General features: G+C 59.3%; 20 protein-coding genes and 1 pseudogene. 8 read left to right on the top strand and 13 right to left on the bottom strand.

All coding sequences use genetic code 11. The annotated features are described in order from the left end of the window. Window positions 1-6: 6 nt before the first annotated feature. The 3 genes from BMX59_RS20600 to BMX59_RS20590 all read right to left on the bottom strand — a co-directional run bounded on the left by BMX59_RS20600 (window position 7) and on the right by BMX59_RS20590 (window position 1,393). Window positions 7-228 (bottom strand): FmdB family zinc ribbon protein, encoded by a 222-nt coding sequence (locus tag BMX59_RS20600; protein WP_003209804.1) that lies wholly within the window; start codon window positions 226-228, stop codon window positions 7-9. Window positions 229-394: 166 nt separating this feature from the next. Further along, complete coding sequence (locus BMX59_RS20595; protein ID WP_092246880.1) at window positions 395-739, bottom strand: ribbon-helix-helix domain-containing protein; 345 nt, start codon at window positions 737-739, stop codon at window positions 395-397. Window positions 740-919: 180 nt separating this feature from the next. Continuing rightward, window positions 920-1,393 (bottom strand): Dps family protein, encoded by a 474-nt coding sequence (locus BMX59_RS20590; RefSeq protein ID WP_071489389.1) that lies wholly within the window; start codon window positions 1,391-1,393, stop codon window positions 920-922. A gap of 414 nt (window positions 1,394-1,807) precedes the next feature. On the opposite strand from BMX59_RS20590, the gene BMX59_RS30975 reads away from it, so the two are divergent. Continuing rightward, window positions 1,808-2,410, top strand: coding sequence for a cold-shock protein (locus BMX59_RS30975; protein WP_093125234.1), 603 nt, complete (start codon window positions 1,808-1,810; stop codon window positions 2,408-2,410). A 67-nt stretch (window positions 2,411-2,477) separates the two neighbouring features. On the opposite strand, the gene BMX59_RS20580 is transcribed toward BMX59_RS30975, so the two are convergent. Then, the gene (locus BMX59_RS20580) at window positions 2,478-2,684 is read right to left on the bottom strand and encodes a SlyX family protein (RefSeq protein WP_015885618.1); all 207 of its coding nucleotides are present in this window, start codon (window positions 2,682-2,684) and stop codon (window positions 2,478-2,480) included. 3 nt (window positions 2,685-2,687) lie between these two features. Then, entirely contained in the window at window positions 2,688-3,113 is a 426-nt protein-coding gene (locus BMX59_RS20575) for an HIT domain-containing protein (protein ID WP_071489388.1), read from the bottom strand. A gap of 745 nt (window positions 3,114-3,858) precedes the next feature. Here BMX59_RS20575 and BMX59_RS20570 point away from each other — a divergent pair. Continuing rightward, a complete protein-coding gene (locus BMX59_RS20570; protein ID WP_071489387.1) occupies window positions 3,859-5,157 on the top strand; it encodes an OprD family porin in 1,299 nt (432 codons plus the stop codon). A gap of 191 nt (window positions 5,158-5,348) precedes the next feature. On the opposite strand, the gene BMX59_RS20565 is transcribed toward BMX59_RS20570, so the two are convergent. Next, window positions 5,349-6,191 (bottom strand): mechanosensitive ion channel family protein, encoded by an 843-nt coding sequence (locus tag BMX59_RS20565; RefSeq protein WP_071489386.1) that lies wholly within the window; start codon window positions 6,189-6,191, stop codon window positions 5,349-5,351. A gap of 135 nt (window positions 6,192-6,326) precedes the next feature. Then, complete coding sequence (locus BMX59_RS20560) at window positions 6,327-6,812, bottom strand: YajQ family cyclic di-GMP-binding protein (RefSeq protein WP_093125230.1); 486 nt, start codon at window positions 6,810-6,812, stop codon at window positions 6,327-6,329. A gap of 123 nt (window positions 6,813-6,935) precedes the next feature. Between BMX59_RS20560 and BMX59_RS20555 the strand changes: the two genes are divergently transcribed. From BMX59_RS20555 to BMX59_RS20545, 3 genes are read left to right on the top strand one after another with little or no spacing between them, the layout of a single operon-like run. Then, window positions 6,936-7,853 carry a putative 2-dehydropantoate 2-reductase gene (locus tag BMX59_RS20555; protein ID WP_093125227.1) on the top strand — a complete coding sequence of 306 codons (918 nt, stop codon included), beginning with the start codon at window positions 6,936-6,938 and terminating at the stop codon, window positions 7,851-7,853. Window positions 7,854-7,899: 46 nt separating this feature from the next. Next, window positions 7,900-9,936, top strand: coding sequence for a sensor histidine kinase (locus BMX59_RS20550; RefSeq protein ID WP_071489383.1), 2,037 nt, complete (start codon window positions 7,900-7,902; stop codon window positions 9,934-9,936). A 2-nt stretch (window positions 9,937-9,938) separates the two neighbouring features. Then, on the top strand, window positions 9,939-10,517 hold the full coding sequence (locus BMX59_RS20545) for a cob(I)yrinic acid a,c-diamide adenosyltransferase (protein WP_071489382.1): 579 nt from the start codon (window positions 9,939-9,941) through the stop codon (window positions 10,515-10,517). Window positions 10,518-10,644: 127 nt separating this feature from the next. On the opposite strand, the gene BMX59_RS20540 is transcribed toward BMX59_RS20545, so the two are convergent. The 3 genes from BMX59_RS20540 to secA form a co-directional block, all read right to left on the bottom strand. Further along, window positions 10,645-11,589: a Nudix family hydrolase gene (locus tag BMX59_RS20540; protein ID WP_071489381.1), complete on the bottom strand. Its 945-nt coding sequence runs from the start codon at window positions 11,587-11,589 to the stop codon at window positions 10,645-10,647. Window positions 11,590-11,602: 13 nt separating this feature from the next. After that, on the bottom strand, window positions 11,603-12,820 hold the full coding sequence (argJ, locus tag BMX59_RS20535) for a bifunctional glutamate N-acetyltransferase/amino-acid acetyltransferase ArgJ (RefSeq protein WP_071489380.1): 1,218 nt from the start codon (window positions 12,818-12,820) through the stop codon (window positions 11,603-11,605). 123 nt (window positions 12,821-12,943) lie between these two features. Next, the gene (gene secA / locus BMX59_RS20530) at window positions 12,944-15,679 is read right to left on the bottom strand and encodes a preprotein translocase subunit SecA (protein ID WP_092246861.1); all 2,736 of its coding nucleotides are present in this window, start codon (window positions 15,677-15,679) and stop codon (window positions 12,944-12,946) included. Window positions 15,680-15,982: 303 nt separating this feature from the next. Here secA and BMX59_RS20525 point away from each other — a divergent pair, with 303 nt between their 5' ends. Further along, complete coding sequence (locus BMX59_RS20525) at window positions 15,983-16,438, top strand: DUF721 domain-containing protein (RefSeq protein WP_071489378.1); 456 nt, start codon at window positions 15,983-15,985, stop codon at window positions 16,436-16,438. A gap of 4 nt (window positions 16,439-16,442) precedes the next feature. On the opposite strand, the gene BMX59_RS20520 is transcribed toward BMX59_RS20525, so the two are convergent. Then, window positions 16,443-17,921 (bottom strand): helicase HerA-like domain-containing protein, encoded by a 1,479-nt coding sequence (locus BMX59_RS20520; RefSeq protein ID WP_093125498.1) that lies wholly within the window; start codon window positions 17,919-17,921, stop codon window positions 16,443-16,445. 204 nt (window positions 17,922-18,125) lie between these two features. Between BMX59_RS20520 and BMX59_RS31185 the strand changes: the two are divergent. Together BMX59_RS31185 and BMX59_RS31180 are read left to right on the top strand one after the other, a co-directional pair. Next, window positions 18,126-19,157 (top strand): annotated as a pseudogene (locus tag BMX59_RS31185) (cache domain-containing protein); the annotation flags it as partial. A 93-nt stretch (window positions 19,158-19,250) separates the two neighbouring features. Next, window positions 19,251-20,015, top strand: a complete 765-nt coding sequence (locus tag BMX59_RS31180; protein ID WP_371914386.1) for a methyl-accepting chemotaxis protein — start codon at window positions 19,251-19,253, stop codon at window positions 20,013-20,015. Here BMX59_RS31180 and BMX59_RS30515 read toward each other — a convergent pair whose 3' ends face one another. Both BMX59_RS30515 and purU read right to left on the bottom strand, forming a co-directional pair. Next, window positions 20,016-20,186, bottom strand: coding sequence for a hypothetical protein (locus BMX59_RS30515; RefSeq protein ID WP_175486693.1), 171 nt, complete (start codon window positions 20,184-20,186; stop codon window positions 20,016-20,018). 86 nt (window positions 20,187-20,272) lie between these two features. Continuing rightward, window positions 20,273-21,121: a formyltetrahydrofolate deformylase gene (gene purU, locus BMX59_RS20510; RefSeq protein WP_071489376.1), complete on the bottom strand. Its 849-nt coding sequence runs from the start codon at window positions 21,119-21,121 to the stop codon at window positions 20,273-20,275. Between the last annotated feature and the right edge of the window lie 306 nt (window positions 21,122-21,427).

Genomic DNA, 21,427 nt, shown 5'->3' with positions numbered 1-21,427 from the left:
TTCAACTCAGTCTGCTTTGTCGCCGCCGGCCAGGTTCTTCTTCGAGCCGGTCTTGAAGTCGGTCTCGTACCAGCCGTTGCCGCTCAAGCGAAAGCCCGGCATGGACAACATCTTCTTGAGCTCAGGCGCCTGGCAGGCTGGGCAATCGACCAACGGCGCTGCGCTGATCTTCTGAATGGCTTCCAGCTGATGACCGCAGGAAGCACATTGGTAGTCGTACATGGGCATGGCGATGTCTCGGCGATCAGAACGTTACTGCGCCACGCCTGCCCTACGGGTCCGCAGCATGCGTAGCAAAGCGCGGGATTATATCTGGTAAATCGAGGCAGCGCAGCCGGCATTCTGCCCAGGGCCCTGCCCGCCATGATGGAGGGCCGGCCCCGAAGCCCGGTGGCTATCCCGGTGAGCACGCAGGGTCAAAACGCCCTTTGAGGACATGAACCACGCACACCACCCTGACCAACCCACTGAAGTTCTTCACACCGCCATAACGCAAGTGTACTTCCCGATCGACATAAGACAGCAACGCACTGACTGAACAGGCATTGATCCTGGCGATTTCCGTGAGGATATTCCAATAGATCTGCTCCAGCCGCAGGCACGTGGAAAAACCATTGAGCCTCACCGACCGGGACAGCGGCTTGGCCAGCCCCATATCGAACCCTTTTGCAAAAGGGTCGATCTTTATCTTATGGAAACCACCGGTTTCCATCACTCCATTACCGACTCCGCGTGACATACACCTGACACTCCATTGCCAAACAACCGCCCATGGGTCGTCCCATTGGGCAATGCCCTATAAAAACAGCAGGGAGCGGCAGGCAGCCAGAAGACGCGGAGTTGATCGACGTAGGACAACGCCAGGAAATGCGCGGAAACAAGCGAGCGGCGCCAGGGCGGCGCCACTCAAGGTCAGCGTTTACTGATTTTCAAGCAGGGACCGCAGCATCCACGCGGTTTTCTCATGCACCTGCATACGCTGGGTCAGCAGGTCGGCCGTCGGCTCATCGCTGACCTTGTCGAGCAGCGGGAAGATACCGCGCGCGGTGCGGGTGACCGCTTCCTGGCCAGCCACCAACTGCTTGATCATCTCTTCAGCACTGGGCACGCCCTCTTCTTCCTTGATGGAAGAAAGACGGGCATAGATGGAGTAGGCACCCGGCGCAGCAAACCCCAGGGCACGGATACGCTCGGCAATGGAGTCCACGGCCAGGGCCAGTTCGTTGTACTGCTCTTCGAACATCAAGTGCAGCGTGCGGAACATGGGGCCCGTGACGTTCCAATGGAAGTTGTGGGTTTTCAGATACAGAACATAGGTATCGGAAAGCAGTCGCGAAAGCCCGTCGACGATGGATTTACGATCTTCTTCACTGATACCGATATCGATTGCCATGTTTATCCCCTTCAATTGACAAGCATTCATTGATCAGGTGCAGGACCACTCTAGCAAGAGTGCCGGTGATGCGCAGCCCGGCGCGGCAATTCGCCCCGGTGCGCCCTGCCGACCGGAGCAACCCAAGCCTTTGAGGCAAGTAGGAAATTTCTCTGCTGGCCGTTTGAAAAACCTGCACGTGTCTAGGACAAGCGTTTGCTGCAGAAATGCCATCGCCCTTGCAATACCCCGAAATGCTTGATTTGAGTAGGCACAGCCTTTGCTGTTAAATAGACAGCGTGTCGCCGCCGTTACTTTCTGCGGCAGCGGCATAGGCTGATACCCCGCGCACGTGCCCAACGCCTCCCATTGTTCAGAAGCGAACCGTGCCAGTCAGCTCTTCCTTGTGATCCGTCTTAACGTGAGTTAATCAAAATGTTGAAAATCGTCCACCTGCTAACGGGCGTTGCAGCTTTGCTGCTGTCCTTTATCCCGAGCCTGCAGCCTGAAAGCCTGCCGTATCTGGAACAACACGACGCTCTGTACCTGGCCATGTTCGGCCTTCTTAACCTGACGCTGGCACCGGTGACCCCTTACTGGAACAAAGGCACGCGTCATCAACTGCAAAACCTGGTCAGCGCGCTGCTGGTACTGACCGTTGTCGTACAAACCCTCACCCTCCTGGCACCCATGCCTGAAGTCGGCGGCCACCCGGCCATCCTGCTCAGCCTGGTGATCGCTGTGGTCGCCATCGTTCTTCACCTGGCCATCAGCTTCTACCGTTCGTCCCCTGCGGCCTCGTCGCAAACCTACGACATGACCAATCGGGATACCGGTACCGTCAAGTGGTTCAACACATCCAAAGGCTTCGGCTTTATTTCCCGTGATTCGGGCGACGATATCTTCGTCCACTTCCGGGCCATTCGCGGCGAAGGCCATCGCGTCCTGGTGGAAGGCCAGCGCGTGGAGTTCTCCGTGATGAATCGCGACAAAGGCCTGCAGGCCGAAGACGTGATCGCTGCACTGCCGCGCCGCTGATACCTGCGTTCGCAGCAAAAAACCGCGATCCAGCCTGGCTGGGTCGCGGTTTTTTTATGCGTGGCTATCAATAGTGAGGAGGCGGCGCTTCTTCTTCGGAGGTTTCGAACTGGCCGCCCATTTCTTCCTGGCGCTTGAGCAGCGCGGTCATCTGCAATTGCAGGCGCTCTACAGCACGCTGCTGCGTGACGAGGATGTCATTGAGGGTCTCGATGGTGTCGTCCTGAAAGGCCAGGCGGCTTTCCAGGTCGGTGACGCGGTCTTGCAGGTCCATGATTCAGCCCTGGTTGAAAATGAAGTCGGCAGGCAACAGCTCGCGCAGACGGGCGCGGATGGCAGCGACTTGCTCATCGGTGTAAGGCTGCGCCGGATGCTTGCCCCATACCGGCGCCGGCCAGGCAGCATCGTCGCGCTTGCGCACGATCACATGCACGTGCAATTGGCTGACCACATTGCCCAGAGCGCCGATGTTCATCTTGTCGGCGGCCAAGCCTTCATTCAACAACTGGGCCAGGGCAGTCGTCTCTTGCCACAAACGCTGCTGGTCGGCGACATCCAGTTGAAACACTTCGCTGATAGCGTTGATGCGTGGCACCAGGATGAACCACGGATAGTTTGAGTCATTGGACAGCAGCAGGCGGCACAGCGGGAAGTCCCCGATGACCAGTGTGTCTTGTTGCAGGCGTTGATCTAGGGCGAACACCGCGGGCACTCCGTTCGGCAAGTCAGGTTCAGGCGCCCAGCATACCTTCGAATGCGCACGGCTTCACGACGAATGCAGGAAAGCGCCGGCGCCAGTGATGAAAAAATATGCACTCTTTCGAGGCGGTCGAATATTTGAGCTACGCTAAACCGGGCCTCACCGGGACGCACCAAAATGACCCACTTGTGCCTCAAAGGGATCCGCCAAGTACCCACTCATGAGGGTGAACCGGTAACGTTTTTCCGTCGCACAGGTTTTATGTACCACCGAACAGGGGTAACACAGCCGCGTCAAGCCCAAACCAAACGGCGTAAAAAGCCCGTGCTTATGCGGTTTTTACAGGGCCGGAACGGTTTTCACGAAAAAATGACATTCGGTTACCGCTTTGTGCACGCTTGTTGCATTGACACCTGCATCGTCGGCAACGACACCCGATTGGAAGCAGGTGTTTCGCGATAAAGAACAGCAGCGTTTCAATGCGTATCAAGGAAGCGTTCAAACTTTGAAAAGGGTTTGGAAACAGTATTGAAGTTGTCAGTCCGGTTACAACAGGACTGTGGATTTGCGACATGGAGCTAGCAATTTACGACAGCCTCGTAAAGAAGCTGAAAGGATAGATGGGTAAGTATCGTCAATAGAGTCTGCGTGATATAACTTTGCGCCGACACATAAAAGAAAGAGCCGCCCAGATAAAAATACAGGTGGGACGGCAGTACTCTTCCTAAAACCAAAGGAGCAAATCACGATGCGCGTGATGAAGTGGAGCATGATCGCCCTGGCTGTTTCAGCAGGCACCTCGCAGTTCGCAATGGCGTCCGCCCAGGACGATTCCAAAGGCTTTGTTGAAGACAGCACTTTCAGCATCAATACTCGCGCTCTGTACTTCAGCCGCGACTTCCGCAACGAACCACTGCGTGGCTACGAGCAAGTCAACGGCAAGAACAAAAGTCGTGCCGAAGAGACTGGCCTGGGCTTCAACGCCCTGTACCAATCGGGCTTCACCCAAGGCACCATCGGTGTTGGTGTTGACGTGATCGGCCTGCTGGGCGTCAAGCTCGACAGCGGAAAGGGTCGCGCCGGTACCGGTCTGTTCCCCACCGGTGCAGACGGTCGCTCGCAAGACGATTACTCCAAAGGCGGCGGCGCGGTTAAATTCCGTATCTCCGATACTGTGCTGAAAGTGGGTGATCAGTACACCACAGCCCCAGTATTCGCCTCCGACGACAGCCGTTTGCTGCCTGAGCTGCCACAGGGCATCTCGATCACCAGCAACGAGATCAAGGGCCTGAAACTGGAAGGCGGTCACTTCACCTCCAGCGTCGCACAGAACCAGACCTTCCGTGACAGCCTGGGCCTGACGAAAACCGACTTTGCCGGTGCCGTCTACTCTTTCACCCCAGAGGTCACTGGCAGCCTGTACTACGCAAAAACCGAAGATTACTTCCGCAAGTGGTACAGCAACCTTAACTGGACCCACGCGCTGAGCAACGATCAGTCCTTCGCACTGGACTTCAACATCTACGACACCAAAAGCGACGGCGAAGGCAAGCAACGCGCTTACTACGACAACTCCGTCAAGCTCGATAACCGTGCATTCAGCTTGCAGGGTGCGTACACCATTGGCGCTCACACCTTCACCCTGGCAGCACAGAAAGTCACCGGTGATGGCGACTACGGCTACGGCGTAGATGGCGGCGGCTCTGTATTCCTGGCCAACTCCATTGCCCGTTCCGACTTCAACGCCGAAGGCGAGAAGTCCTATCAGGCGCGTTATGACATCAACATGGCGACCTTCGGCATTCCTGGTCTGAGCTTCATGACTCGTTACGTAACCGGTAGCGGCGCTCAAACCGCCACAACCTCCAACGGTAAAGAGTGGGAACGCGATATCGAAGCCAAGTACGTGATCCAAAGTGGTCCCGCCAAGGACCTGAGCCTGCGTCTGCGTCAAGCCACCTATCGTTCGGGTGATGGCGTTTACTACGGTTCGCCTTCGATCGACGAACTGCGTCTGATCGCGAACTACCCGCTGAACATCTTGTAATTGACCGTTTGATTACAACGATGGCTTAGGGCTTCGGCCTTAAATAAAAAGCCGCCCCCTTGCAGACAAGGAGGCGGCTTTTTTATTGCCGTTTAATTTCAATCGAAAAATAACTAGCAAGCTAACTAACGAGATTAACCCGTCGACCTTGAACCTGACCTTTTGGCCAAGTTCAACGCCATTGTCCTTAGTTACTTCGTAACACTTTCCTGCATCACACGAATAACCCGCTGCGGAAATGGAATATCAATTCCCGCCGCTTTCAAACGGTCACGCGCCAGTTCATTCAACATGAACATCACATCCCAATAATCCGCTGTCTTGGTCCAGCAACGCAGGGAAACGGTGATCGAACTGTCGCCCAAAGTCGAAACCACCGCCACGGCGGCCGGATCGGCCAGTACGCGCGGATCCTTCGCCAGCTCCAGCAGCACTTCACGGGCTTTCTGCAGGTCGGCTTCATAGTCCACACCCACATCAAACACCACCTTGCGGGTCGGCTGGCGGTTGGTGTTGGTGATCAGGCCGTTGGATAGGCTGCCGTTAGGGATGATCACGGTCTTGTTGTCGCCGGTGCGCAGCACGGTGTGGAAGATCTGGATGCTGTCGACGGTACCCGAGGTGCCCTGGGCTTCGATCCAGTCACCAATGCGGAACGGGCGGAACAGCAGAATCAGCACGCCGCCGGCAAAGTTCGCCAGGCTGCCTTGCAAGGCCAGGCCGATGGCCAGGGTGGCGGCACCAATCGCGGCTACGAACGAGGTGGTTGCCACGCCGATCATCGAGGCCACGTTGACCACCAGCATGACTTTGAGCGCAATGTTCGCCAGGCTGGTAATGAAGTGTTGCAGGGCCAGGTCGGCATTGCGCATTGCCAGCAAACGTCCCACGCGGTGGGTCAACACATTGATCAGCCACCAACCGATGGCCAGGGTGACCACCGCCAGCAAAAACCGGCTGCCGTATTCCATGATCATCGGCAGCCACGACTCTGAGGTCTTGATCAGGTGATCCACTTCAGCATTGAAATCCATCTACATTCTCCTGGTTACCGGATGTTCGGCGTATCGAGTGGCCATAAATGCAATTGAGCCCAGGAGGGCTCAATAGTAGGCGCAGGTTGTGGGGCGTGGGACGTCAAAAACGCCCACAGGTTCCCCAATGTGCCATCAGTCGCGGAAGTTATTGAACTGCAGCGGCATGTCGAAGGTCTTGGCGCGCAGGGCCGCGATGGCTTCTTGCAGGTCGTCACGCTTCTTGCCGGTAACGCGTACCTGTTCACCCTGGATCGCGGCCTGGACTTTCAGCTTGGCGTCCTTGATGTGGGAGACGATCTTCTTCGCCAGCTCCTTGTCGATGCCTTCCTTGAGCACGGCTTCCTGCTTCATCAATTTGCCGGAGGCGTAGGCGTCCTTGACTTCAAGGCACTGCACATCGATCTTGCGCTTGACCAGCGACAGCTTGAGGATCTCGATCATCGCTTCCAGCTGGAAATCGGCTTCAGCGGTCAGGTTGACGGTCAGCTCTTTTTCCTTGAATTCGAAGCTGCCCTTGCCTTTCAAGTCATAGCGGCGATCCAGCTCCTTGACGGCGTTCTCGACGGCGTTGGTGACTTCGTGTTTGTCCAGTTCGGATACCACGTCGAACGAAGGCATGTCATATCTCCAATATAAGGGGCGGGCTCAGTAGAGATGGAGCGCGCCCAAGCTAAAATGCCGGGGCATTATAGCGGTTCTTTCGTCCCGTTCGCTGCGGGCGACCCTACGGAGCAAAAACTGATGTCGACCACCTGGCATATTCTCGGCGCCGGCAGCCTGGGCACCCTTTGGGCCACTCGCCTGGCGCGCGCTGGCGTGCCCGTACGGTTGATCCTGCGCGATGAAGCGCGCTTGGCCAGTTATCAGGCAGCCAAGGGGCTGACCCTGGTGGAACAAGGTGTAGAACACACCTACCCGGTGATCGGCGAAACAGCTGACAGTCCGGGGCCGATTCATCGCCTGCTGGTGGCATGCAAAGCCTACGACGCTCAAGCCGCCGTCGCACAGTTGCAACACCGCCTCGCACTGGACGCCGAACTGATCCTGTTACAGAACGGCCTGGGCAGCCAGGATGCCGTCGCCGCGCAACTGCCCCAGGCCCGCTGCATCTTCGCCTCCAGCACCGAAGGCGCGTTTCGCGACGGCGACTGGCGCGTGGTGTTCGCCGGCCATGGCTACACCTGGCTGGGCGATGCGGGCCACCCTACCCCGCCGCTGTGGCTCGACGACTTGCACGCCGCCGGCATCCCCCACGATTGGAGCACCGACATCCTCACGCGGCTCTGGCGCAAGCTGGCGCTCAATTGCGCCATCAACCCGCTGACCGTGCTGTATCAGTGCCGCAATGGCGAGCTACAGGCCCACCAGTGCGAAGTCGCCACCCTGTGCGCCGAACTCGGCGAACTGCTGGAATGCTGCGGCCAGCCCGCCGCCGCGCTGGACCTGCAACACGAGGTGGAACGGGTGATCCAGGCCACCGCCGCGAACTACTCCTCCATGTACCAGGACGTGGCCGCCGGCCGCCGCACCGAAATCAGCTACCTATTGGGCTATGCTTGCCAGGCGGCTGCCCGTCACCAACTGAACCTGCCGCACCTTCAACAGCTGCAAGTGCGCCTGGTCGAGCAGTTGCTTGCACGCGGATTGCCCCGCGACTGAACCACGCGCTACCCTGCCCGCCTGTCTATCACCTGGGAAAACCCTGATGCCGCTGCGCCAGCGTCTTGAAAACCTACCGGTCGGGCAGAAACTGCTGGCCGCCTTGCTGGTGCTGTTGACCACCGTACTGCTGGTGGCCAACCTGACCTTTATCAGCGCCGCCTACTGGATTTCCCAGGAAAGCATGGCGCCCCAGGCCTTGCAGGCCATCGGCCGCCTGGTGTCCAACCCGGCGCTCGCCGCCGAGGCCCTCGAATCGCCGGCCAAGGCCGACGCATTGCTCAATGAACTGACCAGCTATTCGCCGCTGCGCGCCGCCGCCCTGTATGACGGCGACGGCAACCGTTTAGCGCAGATGCAACACGGTGACCGCCTGCACCTTCCCGATAACTACCGGCATATCGAGGCCTGGCGTGTCACCGAGTTTCGCAGCAACCAAGTCATCACCCTGCCTCGCGCCGGCCAACCGTCCGGGCATTTGCTGCTGGTGGCCAGCAGCGAGCTGCCAGTGGCGTTCTACACCGGCACGCTGACAGCCAGCCTGGGCATCCTGATTTTCAGCGTACTGTTGTGGCTGGTCATCGCCCGCCAGATCAAACGCCTGATCACCCGGCCGATCCACGAGCTGGAAGAACTGTCGCGCCAGGTCACCCGCGAAGAGAACTACGCCCTGCGTGCCGGTCGCGGTAACCGCGATGAAATCGGCAGCCTGGCCGAAGCCTTCAACACCATGCTGTCGCGCATCGAAGCCCGAGAGCAGCAGCTCAAGCGTGCACGGGACGACTCCCAGGCGGCGTACGACCAGGCCCAAGGCTTGGCCGAGGAGACGCGCCACACCAACCGCAAGCTGGAGCTGGAAGTCCAGGTCCGCAGCAAGATCGAGAAAAAGCTCACCGGTTTCCAGAATTACCTGAACAGCATCATCGACTCGATGCCCTCGGCCTTGATCGCCCTGGATGAACAGCTCTACGTCACCCAATGGAACCAGGAAGCCAGCGCCCTCTCCGGCACGCGCCTGGATGAAGCCCTGAATCAGCCGATCTACCTGGCCTTCCAGCCGCTCAAGCCTTACTTGCCGCAGATCAGGGCGGCGGTCGAGCAACACACGGTGGAGCGCATCGAACGCGTCACCTGGTTCAAGGACGACGAAGCCAAGCACTATGCCCTCACGTTTTACCCGCTGATGGGCGGTGCCGGGCGTGGCGTGGTGATCCGCATCGATGACATCACCCAGCGCCTGTCCCTGGAAGAAATGATGGTGCAGTCGGAGAAAATGCTTTCCGTCGGCGGCCTGGCCGCCGGCATGGCCCACGAGATCAACAACCCGCTGGGCGCGATCCTGCATAACGTGCAGAACATCCGCCGCCGCTTGTCCCCCGACTTGCCGAAGAACCTGGAACACGCGGAACAGGTGGGTATCGAGCTGGAGACCGTCAACCGCTACCTGCAAAGCCGCGAAGTGCCGCAGTTGCTCGACGGCATCCAGCAGGCCGGGGCGCGGGCGGCGAAGATCGTCACCCATATGCTCAGTTTCAGTCGCCGCAGCAACCGGCAGATGGCGCCTTGCGACTTGCCGGCATTGATCGACCAGGCGGTGGAGATCGCCGGCAACGATTTCGACCTGGCCATCGGCTTTGACTTCAAGGGCCAGGCGATCATCCGCCAGTTCGATCCCCAACTGGGTCCGGTCCCCGGCACCGCCAACGAACTCGAACAGGTCCTGCTCAACCTGCTGAAAAACGCGGCCCAGGCCATCCACCTGCGTGAAGACGACAGCGAACCGGGGCGCATCATCCTGCGTACCCGCCTCAACCCGCCGTGGGCGGAGATCCAGGTGGAAGACAACGGCATCGGCATGAGCGAAAACGTGCGCAAACGCACTTTCGAGCCGTTCTTCACCACCAAGGAAATCGGCCAGGGCACCGGGCTTGGGCTGTCGGTGTCGTATTTCATCATCACCAACAACCACAAAGGTCAGATGGAAGTGCACTCCACCCTCGGTCAGGGCACCTGCTTTACCTTGCGCTTACCCCTGGCCGGCAGCCAACTGCCGCCTTACGAACTCACCCAACTGGAGCAATGAACATGGGCTTTCGCCTGTCGAAAATCTACACCCGCACCGGCGACAAGGGCGAAACCGGCCTGGGCGACGGCCGCCGCGTGCCCAAGGATCACCCACGGGTGGAGGCCATTGGCGAGGTTGATACGTTGAACAGCCAGTTGGGCTTGTTACTGGCCAGCCTGGAAGAACAGAGTGGCAAACATCCGGAACTGAAGGATGTGATCGAGGTGCTTACGCCTTGCCAGCATCGCTTGTTCGACTTGGGGGGCGAGTTGGCGATGCCGGTGTACAAGGCGTTGAATGCGGCGGAAGTGGACCGGCTGGAAGCGGCGATTGACCGCTGGAATGAAGAAGTGGGACCGCTGGAAAACTTCATCCTGCCCGGAGGCTCGGCGTTGATCGCCCAGGCCCATATGTGCCGCAGCCTGGCGCGCAGTGCGGAGCGGCGGTGTCAGCAGTTGAATGCGATCGAGCCGTTGGAAGGGGTGGGGTTGGCGTATATCAATCGGTTGTCGGATTTGCTGTTTGTGGCGGCGCGGGTGATTGCAAGGCGCCAGGGCGTGGCCGAGGTTTTATGGCAGGCTGCCGCTAAACCCCACTGATTATCCAGCGCCTGATCTGACGCCTTCGCAAGCAAGCCCACTCCCACATTTGACCGCATTCCAACGGTAGAACTCGGTCGAATGTGGGAGGGGGCTTGCCTCCCCGATAAGGCCGGTCAGAACAGCCTCAAATCTCAGGCCAGAACGCACGAATCCCTGCGACACCTTGGGCCCCAGCCTCCCAAGCCTTCTCCCGCTCGGCGGGTCCAACCCCACCCAACAGAAACACCGGTTTGCTGAACCCACGGATCAGCTCTGCGGCCTGCTCCCAACCCAACGGCTGCGCATCAGGATGGGTCTGGGTCGGTTGCACCGGCGACAGCGTGACAAAATCCACGTCCATCATTTCTGCCAGAGCCAATTCCTCGGCGTTATGGCAGGAAGCAGCCAGCCAGCGATCCTTCGGCAACGGGCGCCCCTTGCTGGCGTATTTGCGCAATTGCGCCGAGGTCATGTGCCAACCGGCCGCAGGAAAATCCCCCAGCCATTCAAACGGCCCCTTGAGCATCAACTGGGCCTTGCCCGCACACAGGCCCACCGCATCCACCGCAAGGTCGCGGTATTTGGGGTCGTAGCCGTTGGGCGCGCGCAGTTGCACCAGCTTGATGCCGCCAGCAATGGCTTTCTGAATACCCCGCAGTAACGTCGGGGTTTCCAGTTCGCCCGGTGTGATCAGGTACTCGGCAGGTAAACGCGCAGCCGCAACGATCGGTGCATTGGCCGCCGGGAACTCGTAGTTGAGCAGATCCCGGGGCGCCACCCACTCCAGCGGTTGCCCTTCGGCGCCATGGGGCTCACCGGTAAAAGCCGAGACTTCCCAGACATCCAGTAACACCTGCTTGTCCGGGTAGTCATGCTGCACCTTGATCAGCGGTCGCGCCGTGGTGACCTGGATGCCCAGCTCTTCCTGCAATTCGCGGGACAGTGCGCCGGCTACCGATTCATTGGCTTCCACCTTGCCGCCGGGAAACTCCCAGAGGCCGCCCTGATGCTGGGTATCGGCGCGGCGCGCCAGCAGGATTTTGCCGTCGACACCGCGGATCACCGCTGCTGCTACATGCACTCGTTTCACCGCGCTTATCCTCTTAGGTACGGTATTCCGCGTTGATCTTCACGTACTCGTGGGACAGGTCAGTGGTCCAGATGGTTTCGCTGCATTCGCCGCGACCCAACTCGATGCGGATGGTGATTTCTTCCTGCTGCATCACCGCCGAACCCTGGGCTTCGGTGTAGGTTTCAGCACGGGCGCCACGGCTGGCAATGCACACATCGCCCAGGAACACATCGATCTTGCTCACGTCCAGGTCCGGCACACCGGCGCGGCCGACGGCCGCCAGGATACGGCCCCAGTTCGGGTCAGAGGCGAACAGCGCGGTCTTGATCAGCGGTGAGTGAGCCACTGTGTAACCCACGTCCAGGCATTCCTGGTGGTTAGCGCCGCCGTTGACTTCAACCGTCACGAACTTGGTCGCGCCCTCGCCGTCCCGCACGATGGCCTGCGCCACGTCCATGCACACTTCAAACACCGCCTGCTTCAACGCGGCGAACAGCGGGCCGCTGGCCTCGGTGATCTCCGGCAGGTTGGCCTGGCCGGTGGCGATCAGCATGCAGCAGTCGTTGGTCGAAGTGTCGCCATCGATGGTGATGCGGTTGAACGACTTGTTGGCGCCGTCCAGGATCAGGCTGTGCAGCACGTCGCGGGAGACTTTGGCGTCGGTGGCGATGTAGCCGAGCATGGTGGCCATGTTTGGACGGATCATGCCCGCACCTTTGCTGATGCCGGTCACGGTGACGGTCACGCCGTCGTGCACGAACTGGCGGCTGGCGCCTTTTGGCAGGGTGTCGGTGGTCATGATGCCGGTGGCGGCGGCCGCCCAGTTATCCACAGACAGGTCGTCCAATGCGGCTTGCAGCGCGCCTTCGATTTTCTCGACGGGCAATGGCTCACCGATCACGCCGGTGGAATACGGCAGCACTTGGCTGGCGTCCACGCCGGTCAGTTGGGCCAGCTTGGCGCAGGTACGCGCCGCCGCTACCAGACCTGGCTCGCCGGTGCCAGCGTTGGCATTACCGGTGTTGGTCAGCAGGTAGCGGATGGTACCGGCCACGCGTTGCTTGGCCAGGATCACCGGCGCGGCGCAGAAGGCGTTGAGGGTGAACACACCAGCAACGGTCGAGCCTTCGGCGCAACGCATCACGACCACATCCTTGCGCCCCGGGCGCTTGATGCCGGCCGAAGCGATACCGAGTTCAAAACCGGCAACCGGGTGCAACGTGGGCAAAGGACCAAGACCAACAGCCATGAATGCGCTCCTTAAAAATGGGTGATGTCTGTGCCGTCGTGAGCGACGGTGAAATTAATGGCAAAACGCCGCGACGGCAGGAGCCGGTCGCGGCGCAGGGTGTTGCAGCGTCAGGCGGAAATCTTATTCGATCTGGCCGTGGCAGTGTTTGAACTTCTTGCCCGAGCCGCACCAGCACAGCTCGTTGCGACCCAGCTTCTGTTCGTTGCGCACCGGGCTTTTAGCCAGGGCCACATCGATCTCTTCGCCCAATACCTCAGGAGCTTCCAGGCCCGGTGCTTCGTCGTGCTGGAACTGCATACGCGCAGCCAGTGCCTCGGCTTCCTGACGCAGGCGGGCCTCTTCCTCGATCGGGTCTTCGCGACGCACCTGAACGTGGGAGAGCACACGGATGGAATCGCGCTTGATCGAATCCAGCAGTTCGGAGAACAGCGTGTACGACTCGCGCTTGTACTCCTGCTTCGGGTTCTTCTGGGCGTAACCGCGCAGGTGAATGCCGTGACGCAGGTGGTCCATGGTCGACAGGTGGTCTTTCCACAGGTCGTCCAGCACGCGCAGAACGATTTGCTTCTCGAAGGTGCGCAGTGCTTCGGCACTCGCCTGCTCTTCTTTCTCGTTGTACGCGGCCAGCAATTCGGCCATCAGTTTTTCGCGCAGGGTTTCTTCGTAAAGATGGTCGTCTTCGTCCAACCACTGCTGGACCGGCAAGTCGACACCGAAGTCGCTCTTCAACGCCGCTTCCAGGCCGGCAACATCCCACTGCTCAGGCAGGGATTGTGGCGGGATGTGCGCGCTGACGGTGGCGTTGAGCACGTCCTGGCGGAAATCGGCGATGGTCTCGCCAATGTTGTCGGCGGCCAGCAACGTGTTACGCATGTGATAGATCACTTTACGCTGTTCGTTGTTGACGTCATCGAACTCGAGCAGTTGCTTACGAATATCGAAGTTGCGGCCTTCAACCTTGCGCTGCGCCTTCTCGATGGCGTTGGTCACCATGCGGTGCTCGATCGCTTCACCGGACTGCATGCCCAGGGCCTTCATGAAGTTTTTCACGCGGTCCGAGGCGAAGATGCGCATCAGGCTGTCTTCCAGGGACAGGTAGAAGCGGCTGGAACCGGCGTCACCCTGGCGACCGGCACGGCCACGCAGCTGGTTGTCGATACGGCGCGATTCGTGACGCTCGGAAGCGATCACCTGCAGGCCGCCGGATTCCAGCACGGCCTGGTGGCGCTTCTGCCAGTCGGCCTTGATCTGGGCGATCTGCTCGGGGCTCGGGTTGTCCAGGGCCGCGACTTCCACTTCCCAGTTGCCGCCCAACAGGATGTCGGTACCACGACCCGCCATGTTGGTGGCGATGGTCAGTGCGCCCGGACGACCGGCCTGGGCGATGATCTCGGCTTCTTTTTCGTGGAACTTGGCGTTGAGAACCTTGTGCTCGATGCCTTCCTTGTTGAGCAGGTTGGACACATGCTCGGAAGTCTCGATGGTGGCGGTACCCACCAGGATCGGACGGCCCTTGGCCATGCCGTCCTTGATGTCGTTGATGATCGCCGCGTACTTCTCTTCGGCGGTCAGGAACACCAGGTCGTTGTAGTCCTTACGCGCCAGTGGCTTGTTCGGCGGGATAACCACCACCGACAGACCGTAGATCTGGTGGAATTCGAACGCTTCGGTGTCGGCCGTACCGGTCATGCCGGACAGTTTGTTGTAAAGACGGAAGTAGTTCTGGAAGGTGGTGGACGCCAACGTCTGGCTTTCAGCCTGGATGTTGAGGTGTTCCTTCGCTTCGATGGCCTGGTGCAGGCCTTCGGACAGACGGCGACCCGGCATGGTACGGCCGGTGTGCTCGTCGACCAGCACGACCTGGCCGTCCTGCACGATGTACTCGACATTGCGATGGAACAGCTTGTGGGCACGCAGGCCGGCATACACGTGGGTCAACAGGCCCAGGTTGTGCGCCGAGTACAGGCTTTCCCCCTCGGCCAGCTCGCCGATCTGGGTCAGCATTTCTTCGACGAACTGGTGACCGGCTTCGTTGAGTTCGACCTGGCGGGTCTTCTCGTCGATGGTGAAGTGGCCTTCTTTGGTCACCACGCCTTCCACTTCCTCGATGTGCTGCTCCAGGCGCGGGATCAACTTGTTGATCTCGGTGTACAGGCGCGAGCTGTCTTCGGCCTGGCCGGAGATGATCAGCGGGGTACGGGCTTCGTCGATGAGGATGGAGTCGACTTCGTCGATCACGGCAAAGTTGAGTTCGCGCTGGAATTTTTCTTCCATGCTGAACGCCATGTTGTCGCGCAGGTAGTCGAAACCGAATTCGTTGTTGGTGCCGTAGGTGATGTCGGCGGCATAGGCGGCGCGCTTCTCCTCCGGCGGCTGGAACGGCGTTACCACGCCGACGGTCAGGCCGAGGAATTCATAGAGCGGGCGCATCCAGTTGGCATCGCGGCGAGCCAGGTAGTCGTTCACCGTCACCACGTGCACGCCCTTGCCGGACAATGCGTTGAGGTAAACGCCCAGGGTCGCCACCAGGGTCTTGCCTTCACCGGTGCGCATTTCGGCAATCATGCCTTCATGCAAGGTCATGCCGCCGATCAACTGGACGTCGAAGTGGCGCATGCCCATGACACGCTTACCGGCTTCACGGGCGACCGCAAAGGCTTCGGGAAGCAGCTTGTCGAGGGTTTCACCTTTGGCTATGCGGGCCTTGAACTCTTGGGTCTTGGCGCGCAATTGCTCGTCCGAAAGGGCAACCATCTGCTCTTCGAAGGCATTGACCAGCTGCACCGTCTTGAGCATGCGTTTGACTTCGCGCTCATTCTTGCTTCCAAAAAGTTTCTTTAACAAAGGCGCAAACATATCGGCAGGTTCTTCCACACATAGGGATGGAGGGCGCACCGTGAGTGGCCCGAGCAGCCCTCACGGCCGCATGCGAACGCGCATTCTACCCGGAATCGTGGGTGAGGAAAGTGGCGTTGTTCCCCGATGCTGGCATGGGGCGGTGAGAGGGCTTGTTTAAAATAAGGGCTTTTACCGGAACTTCAACCCATGGAGCGCAGAAGTTACCGATTGATTTCACGAACAAAACCCATGGATGCAGCGCCTGGGGCGTACGGGGGCTTTCTGCTACGATGGCAGCTCTGTTACTTAAGGTGTCCAATAATGGCATTTCGCCCCTCACCAGCCCGCGCGCCTGCGGTGTTGCTTCGTGATGCCAAGCCGCTGAAAGCCATCTTCGGCCATGCGCAACGCCTGGGCCGCCTGCAACGCCTGCTTGAAAGCCAGCTGCAACCGGCCGCGCGCGAACACTGCCGCGTAGCGTCCTGGCGCGAAGGCAACCTGCTGCTAATTGTCACAGATGGGCATTGGGCGACACGTCTGCGTTATCAGCAAAAACGCCTGCAACGTCAATTGATGGCCTTTGATGAATTCGCCGGCCTGACGCGCATCCAGTTCAAGGTACAACCGCCCACCACCCTGCCTGCCGTGGTGGAGCATACTCACGACCTGTCGACGAATGCCGCCGAAACCATTCAGGCAACAGCCGACGGGATCAGCAACCCCGCCTTGCGCGCTGCACTTGAGCGGCTGGCAGCCCACGCCAGGCCCAAACCCTGAGTCTCTATTTGCGCTTGCTGCCGCCTAGCAACGATCCCAACAAACCACGCACCAGTTGCCGTCCCATCTGATTGGCGGCCTGCTGCATCGCCGATTTCAACGCCTTGCCTGCCGTGGTGCCCAGAAATGCACCGGCCCTGTCGGTGAAGCTCGGCTCGTCGTTGGTCGGCCTGGTTACTTCGGTCGGGCCAAGCGCCTTGCGTGACATCAGCACTTCGTAAGCGGACTCCCGGTCGATCGGCTTGTCATAACGCCCCTGCAGCGGCGAGCTGGCTACCAACGCGGCGCGTTCGGCTTCGCTGAGCGGCCCTATCCGTGATTGCGGCGGTGCCACCAAAACGCGCTGGACGACTTCCGGCGTGCCTTTTTCCTGCAAGGTGCCCACCAAGGCCTCACCTGTGCCCAGTTCCGTCAATACCGACAAGGCATCAAATGCAGGGTTTGGCCGAAACCCATCCGCTACGGCGCGCAGGGATTTCTGTTCCTTGGTGGTGAACGCCCGCAAGCCATGCTGGATGCGCAGGCCGAGTTGGGCCAACACGCTGTCCGGCAGGTCGCCTGGCGATTGAGTGACGAAATACACACCGACGCCTTTGGAGCGAATCAGCCGCACCACCTGTTCCAGGCGCTCCTGCAAGGCCTTGGGCGTATCGGCGAACAACAAATGAGCTTCATCAAAAAACAGTGCAAGCAGCGGCTTGTCTGCATCGCCACGCTCGGGCAGTTGCTCGAATAGCTCCGCCAACAGCCACAGCAGGAACGTCGCATACACCTTCGGCGCCTCGTGCACCAGGCGGCTGGCGTCCAGCAGATGGATGCGCCCGCGCCCATCGCTGGTGGGTTGCAGGATGTCTTCCAACTGCAGGGCCGGTTCGCCAAACAAGGCTTCAGCGCCCTGTTGCTCCAGCACCGCCAGGCGCCGCAAGAGGGCCTGGCTGGATCCGGTGGTCATCAGCGCCGCGTCTTCACCCAGTAATTCCGGGTGATAGCGCAGGTGGTTAAGCAGCGCCTTGAGGTCCTTGAGGTCCAGCAACAGCAAGCCTTCACGATCCGCCACCTTGAACGCTGCGTAAAGCGCCGACTGTTGGCTGTCCGTGAGCTCCAGGAGACTACCGAGCAACAACGGGCCCATCTCGCTGATGGTGGTGCGCAATGGATGACCGGACTGCCCGTGGATATCCCACAGCGTGACCGGATAAGCCTTGGCCGTGTAGTTCAGGAAAGGCATGCTGGCGATGCGCTCGGCGACCTTGCCTTGCGGGTTCGCTGCGGCGCCCAGGCCGCAAAGGTCCCCTTTGATGTCCGCGGCAAACACCGCCACGCCGGCGTCACTGAAGGCTTCCGCCAGGCGTTGCAATGTAACGGTCTTGCCCGTGCCGGTGGCACCGGCGATCAACCCGTGGCGATTGGCCAACCGCATGGCCTGGGCGATGGGTTGGCCGGAAAGATCGGCACCGATAAGCAGTTGCGAGGAGTCAGGCATTTCGTCACCCATGGTTAATCTTTAGTGTCGCCAGGTCGATACAGGCAGATGTGAGACCCACAAAGTCTAAAAATAGGTCAGATAGTTCCTACATGGACCACCAGAGCTACTACAAGAAGTATCACACCTTTTTTGACGCTGTCATTTTGCGCATCCCACAAGGACGCGCCTTGGATATTAAGACCTTAGCGGACCCTACAAGCCATGAATAAAAATCTGCGCTTCAGCCACAAAATCCTGCTTGCAGCCTCCCTTATCGTCATCGCGGCTTTCGCGCTGTTTACCCTCTACAACGACTACCTGCAACGCAACGCCATTCGCGACGACCTCAACAACTACCTGCATGAAATGGGCGACGTCACCGCCAGCAACATTCAAACCTGGCTTAGCGGGCGTATTGCGCTGGTGGAAAACGCCGCACAAAACATCGCCATCAACCCCGAGCCGTCTGCGGTTGCCGGCCTGTTGGAACAGAAAACCCTGACGTCCTCATTTATGGCGACCTACGTCGGCGACAGTCAGGGCGCCTTTACCATCCGCCCCGACACCAAGATGCCGGATGGTTTCGACCCGCGTGTGCGGCCCTGGTACAAGGGCGCCCAAAGCAGCAACGGCTCAACCCTGACCGAACCCTATATCGATGCGGCCACCGGCAAATTGATCATCTCCGTGGCTACCCCCAGCACTCGAGGCGCTCAGAGCATCGGCGTAGTGGGTGGCGACCTGAGCCTGCAAACCCTGGTGGATAACATTGGCGCGCTGGACTTCGGCGGCATGGGCTATGCGTTTCTGGTCAGCGCCGATGGCAAGGTACTGGTACACCCGGACAAAAACCTGGTGATGAAAACCCTGGCTGACGTTTATCCAAAAAACACACCGAAGATCAGCCCTGACTTCAGCGAAGTCGAGGTCAACGGCAAGGACAACATCGTGACCTTTACACCGATCAAGGGCCTGCCCTCGGTGAACTGGTACCTCGGTATTTCAGTAGATAAAGACAAATCCTTCGCCATGCTCAGCGAATTCCGCACTTCGGCGGTAATAGCCACGGTTATTGCCGTGGTGATCATCATTGCCCTGCTCGGCATGCTTATCCGCGTATTGATGCAACCGCTGCATGTGATGACCCGCGCCATGCAGGATATTGCCGATGGCGAAGGCGACCTGACCCGTCGCCTGACCATCCAGAATCATGATGAGTTCGGCACACTGGGTAACGCGTTCAACCGCTTCGTGGAGCGTATTCATACGTCGATCCGCGAGGTGTCCTCAGCCACCGAACAGGTGAATGAGGTAGCACTGCGGGTGGTCAGCGCGTCCAACTCGTCGATGGTCAACTCCGACGAGCAGGCCAACCGTACCAACAGTGTCGCCGCCGCCATCAATGAATTGGGCGCAGCCGCCCAGGAAATTGCGCGCAATGCCGCGCAAGCGTCCCATCAGGCCAGCGATGCGCGGCATCTGGCTGAGGACGGCCAGCAAGTGGTCGAGCGCAATATCAAGGCGATGAATCAGCTGTCAGCGATGATCAGCGCTTCCAGCAGCAATATCGAAGCGCTTAACAGCAAGACGGTGAATATTGGCCAGATTCTCGAAGTCATTACCAGTATTTCCCAGCAAACCAACCTGCTGGCGTTAAACGCTGCCATTGAAGCGGCACGTGCCGGGGAAGCGGGCCGTGGGTTTGCGGTGGTTGCCGATGAAGTGCGCAACCTGGCGCATCGCACGCAGGAATCCGCGCAGCAAGTGCAGAAGATGATCGAGGAACTGCAAGTCGGCGCCCGGGATTCGGTCAGTACCATGAGTGATAGTCAGCGCCATAGCCTCGACAGCGTGGACATCGCCAACCTGGCCGGCGAACGCCTGAACAGCGTGACCCAGCGCATCGGCGAGATCGACGGCATGAACCAGTCGGTCGCCACCGCGACTGAGGAACAGACTTCAGTGGTGGAGTCGATCAACATGGACATTACCGAGATCAACACCCTCAATCAGGAAGGGGTGGAAAACTTGCAATCCACGCTGCGAGCATGTGCCGACCTTGAGCAACAAGCGACACGGTTGAAGCAATTGGTCGGTAGTTTCCGGATTTGATCAGCAGTCCTCAGGCTCGGACCTGGCCTGCTCTTGCTCCCACAACTGGGCGGCACCGGGAAACTCGGTGCCGTCCTCGCTGTCCAGGTCATTCGGGTCATATCGACTCAAACACCCCTCCCCCAACGTAGCGGGGGCTTTTGACGTGGCTTTGTCCAACGGATCACTCATCGCTCAATCCTCAAAGGCGCGCAAACAAAAAGGGCCTGGAACGATTTAACGCCCAGGCCCTTCATTCTTCAATCACAACAGGTCGGTCAGAACACCACTGTCTTGTTGCCGTGCACCAGCACGCGGTCTTCCAGGTGGTAGCGCAGGCCTCGGGCCAGGACCATCTTCTCGACGTCACGGCCGAAACGCACCATGTCTTCAATGCTGTCGCTGTGGCTGACACGCACCACGTCCTGCTCGATGATCGGGCCGGCGTCCAGCTCCTCGGTGACGTAGTGGCAAGTCGCGCCGATCAACTTCACCCCCCGCAGGGAAGCCTGGTGGTACGGCTTGGCCCCTACGAACGACGGCAGGAAGCTGTGGTGAATGTTGATCACCTTGCCGGCGTATTCGCGGCACAGTTCCGGCGGCAGGATTTGCATGTAGCGCGCCAGCACCACAACGTCAGCCTCGTGCTGCTTGACCAGGCGAGAAACCTCGGCGAACGCCGGCTCCTTGTCCTGCGGGTTGACCGGCACGTGGTAATACGGAATGCCATGCCACTCGACCATGCTGCGCAGGTCGTCGTGGTTGGAAATCACGCAAGCGATCTCGCAGTCCAGTTCATCACTGTGCCAGCGGTGCAGCAAATCGGCCAGGCAGTGGGATTCGCGGCTGGCCATCAACACCACGCGTTTTTTCTGCTCGGTGTCGGTGATGTGCCAGGTCATCGAAAACTCTTCGGCGATCGGCGCAAACGCTTCGCGGAAGGCATCAAGACCAAAAGGCAGCGAATCGGCACGAATCTCGTGACGCATGAAGAACCAACCGCTGAGATTGTCCGAGTGATGACTCGCCTCGGTGATCCAGCCGTTGTGGGAGGCCAGAAAGTTACTGACTTTGGCAACGATGCCGACCCGGTCCGGGCAAGCAATCACCAGCCGAAAAGTGCGCATTAGGGGAAAACTCCAGAACTTCGCAAAGGTCGCCATTCTAGCGATTGCGCAGGAAAACTGCAGTACTCGTTAACGTTTATTCCGATCACCGCCCACAGCCTTGTCCCTTAATAGCCTATGGTTTTACCACTGCATATATGAGGCTGTTGCGCCACGTCACGGCTGCTCCCGCTTTTCAAGCAGATTTATCTTAGGGTCTACGCCCTGGTAATTAACTCGAATGCATAGCATTGCTACAAACATTCAAAGTAATTCACATAAATGCGACCTTAAATGTTTACTTGGGCAAACCGCCTGACTATTATT

Source organism: Pseudomonas sp. NFR09 (assembly GCF_900111535.1).
GTDB lineage: Bacteria > Pseudomonadota > Gammaproteobacteria > Pseudomonadales > Pseudomonadaceae > Aquipseudomonas > Aquipseudomonas extremorientalis.
This window is presented reverse-complemented; position numbering and strand designations above follow the sequence as displayed.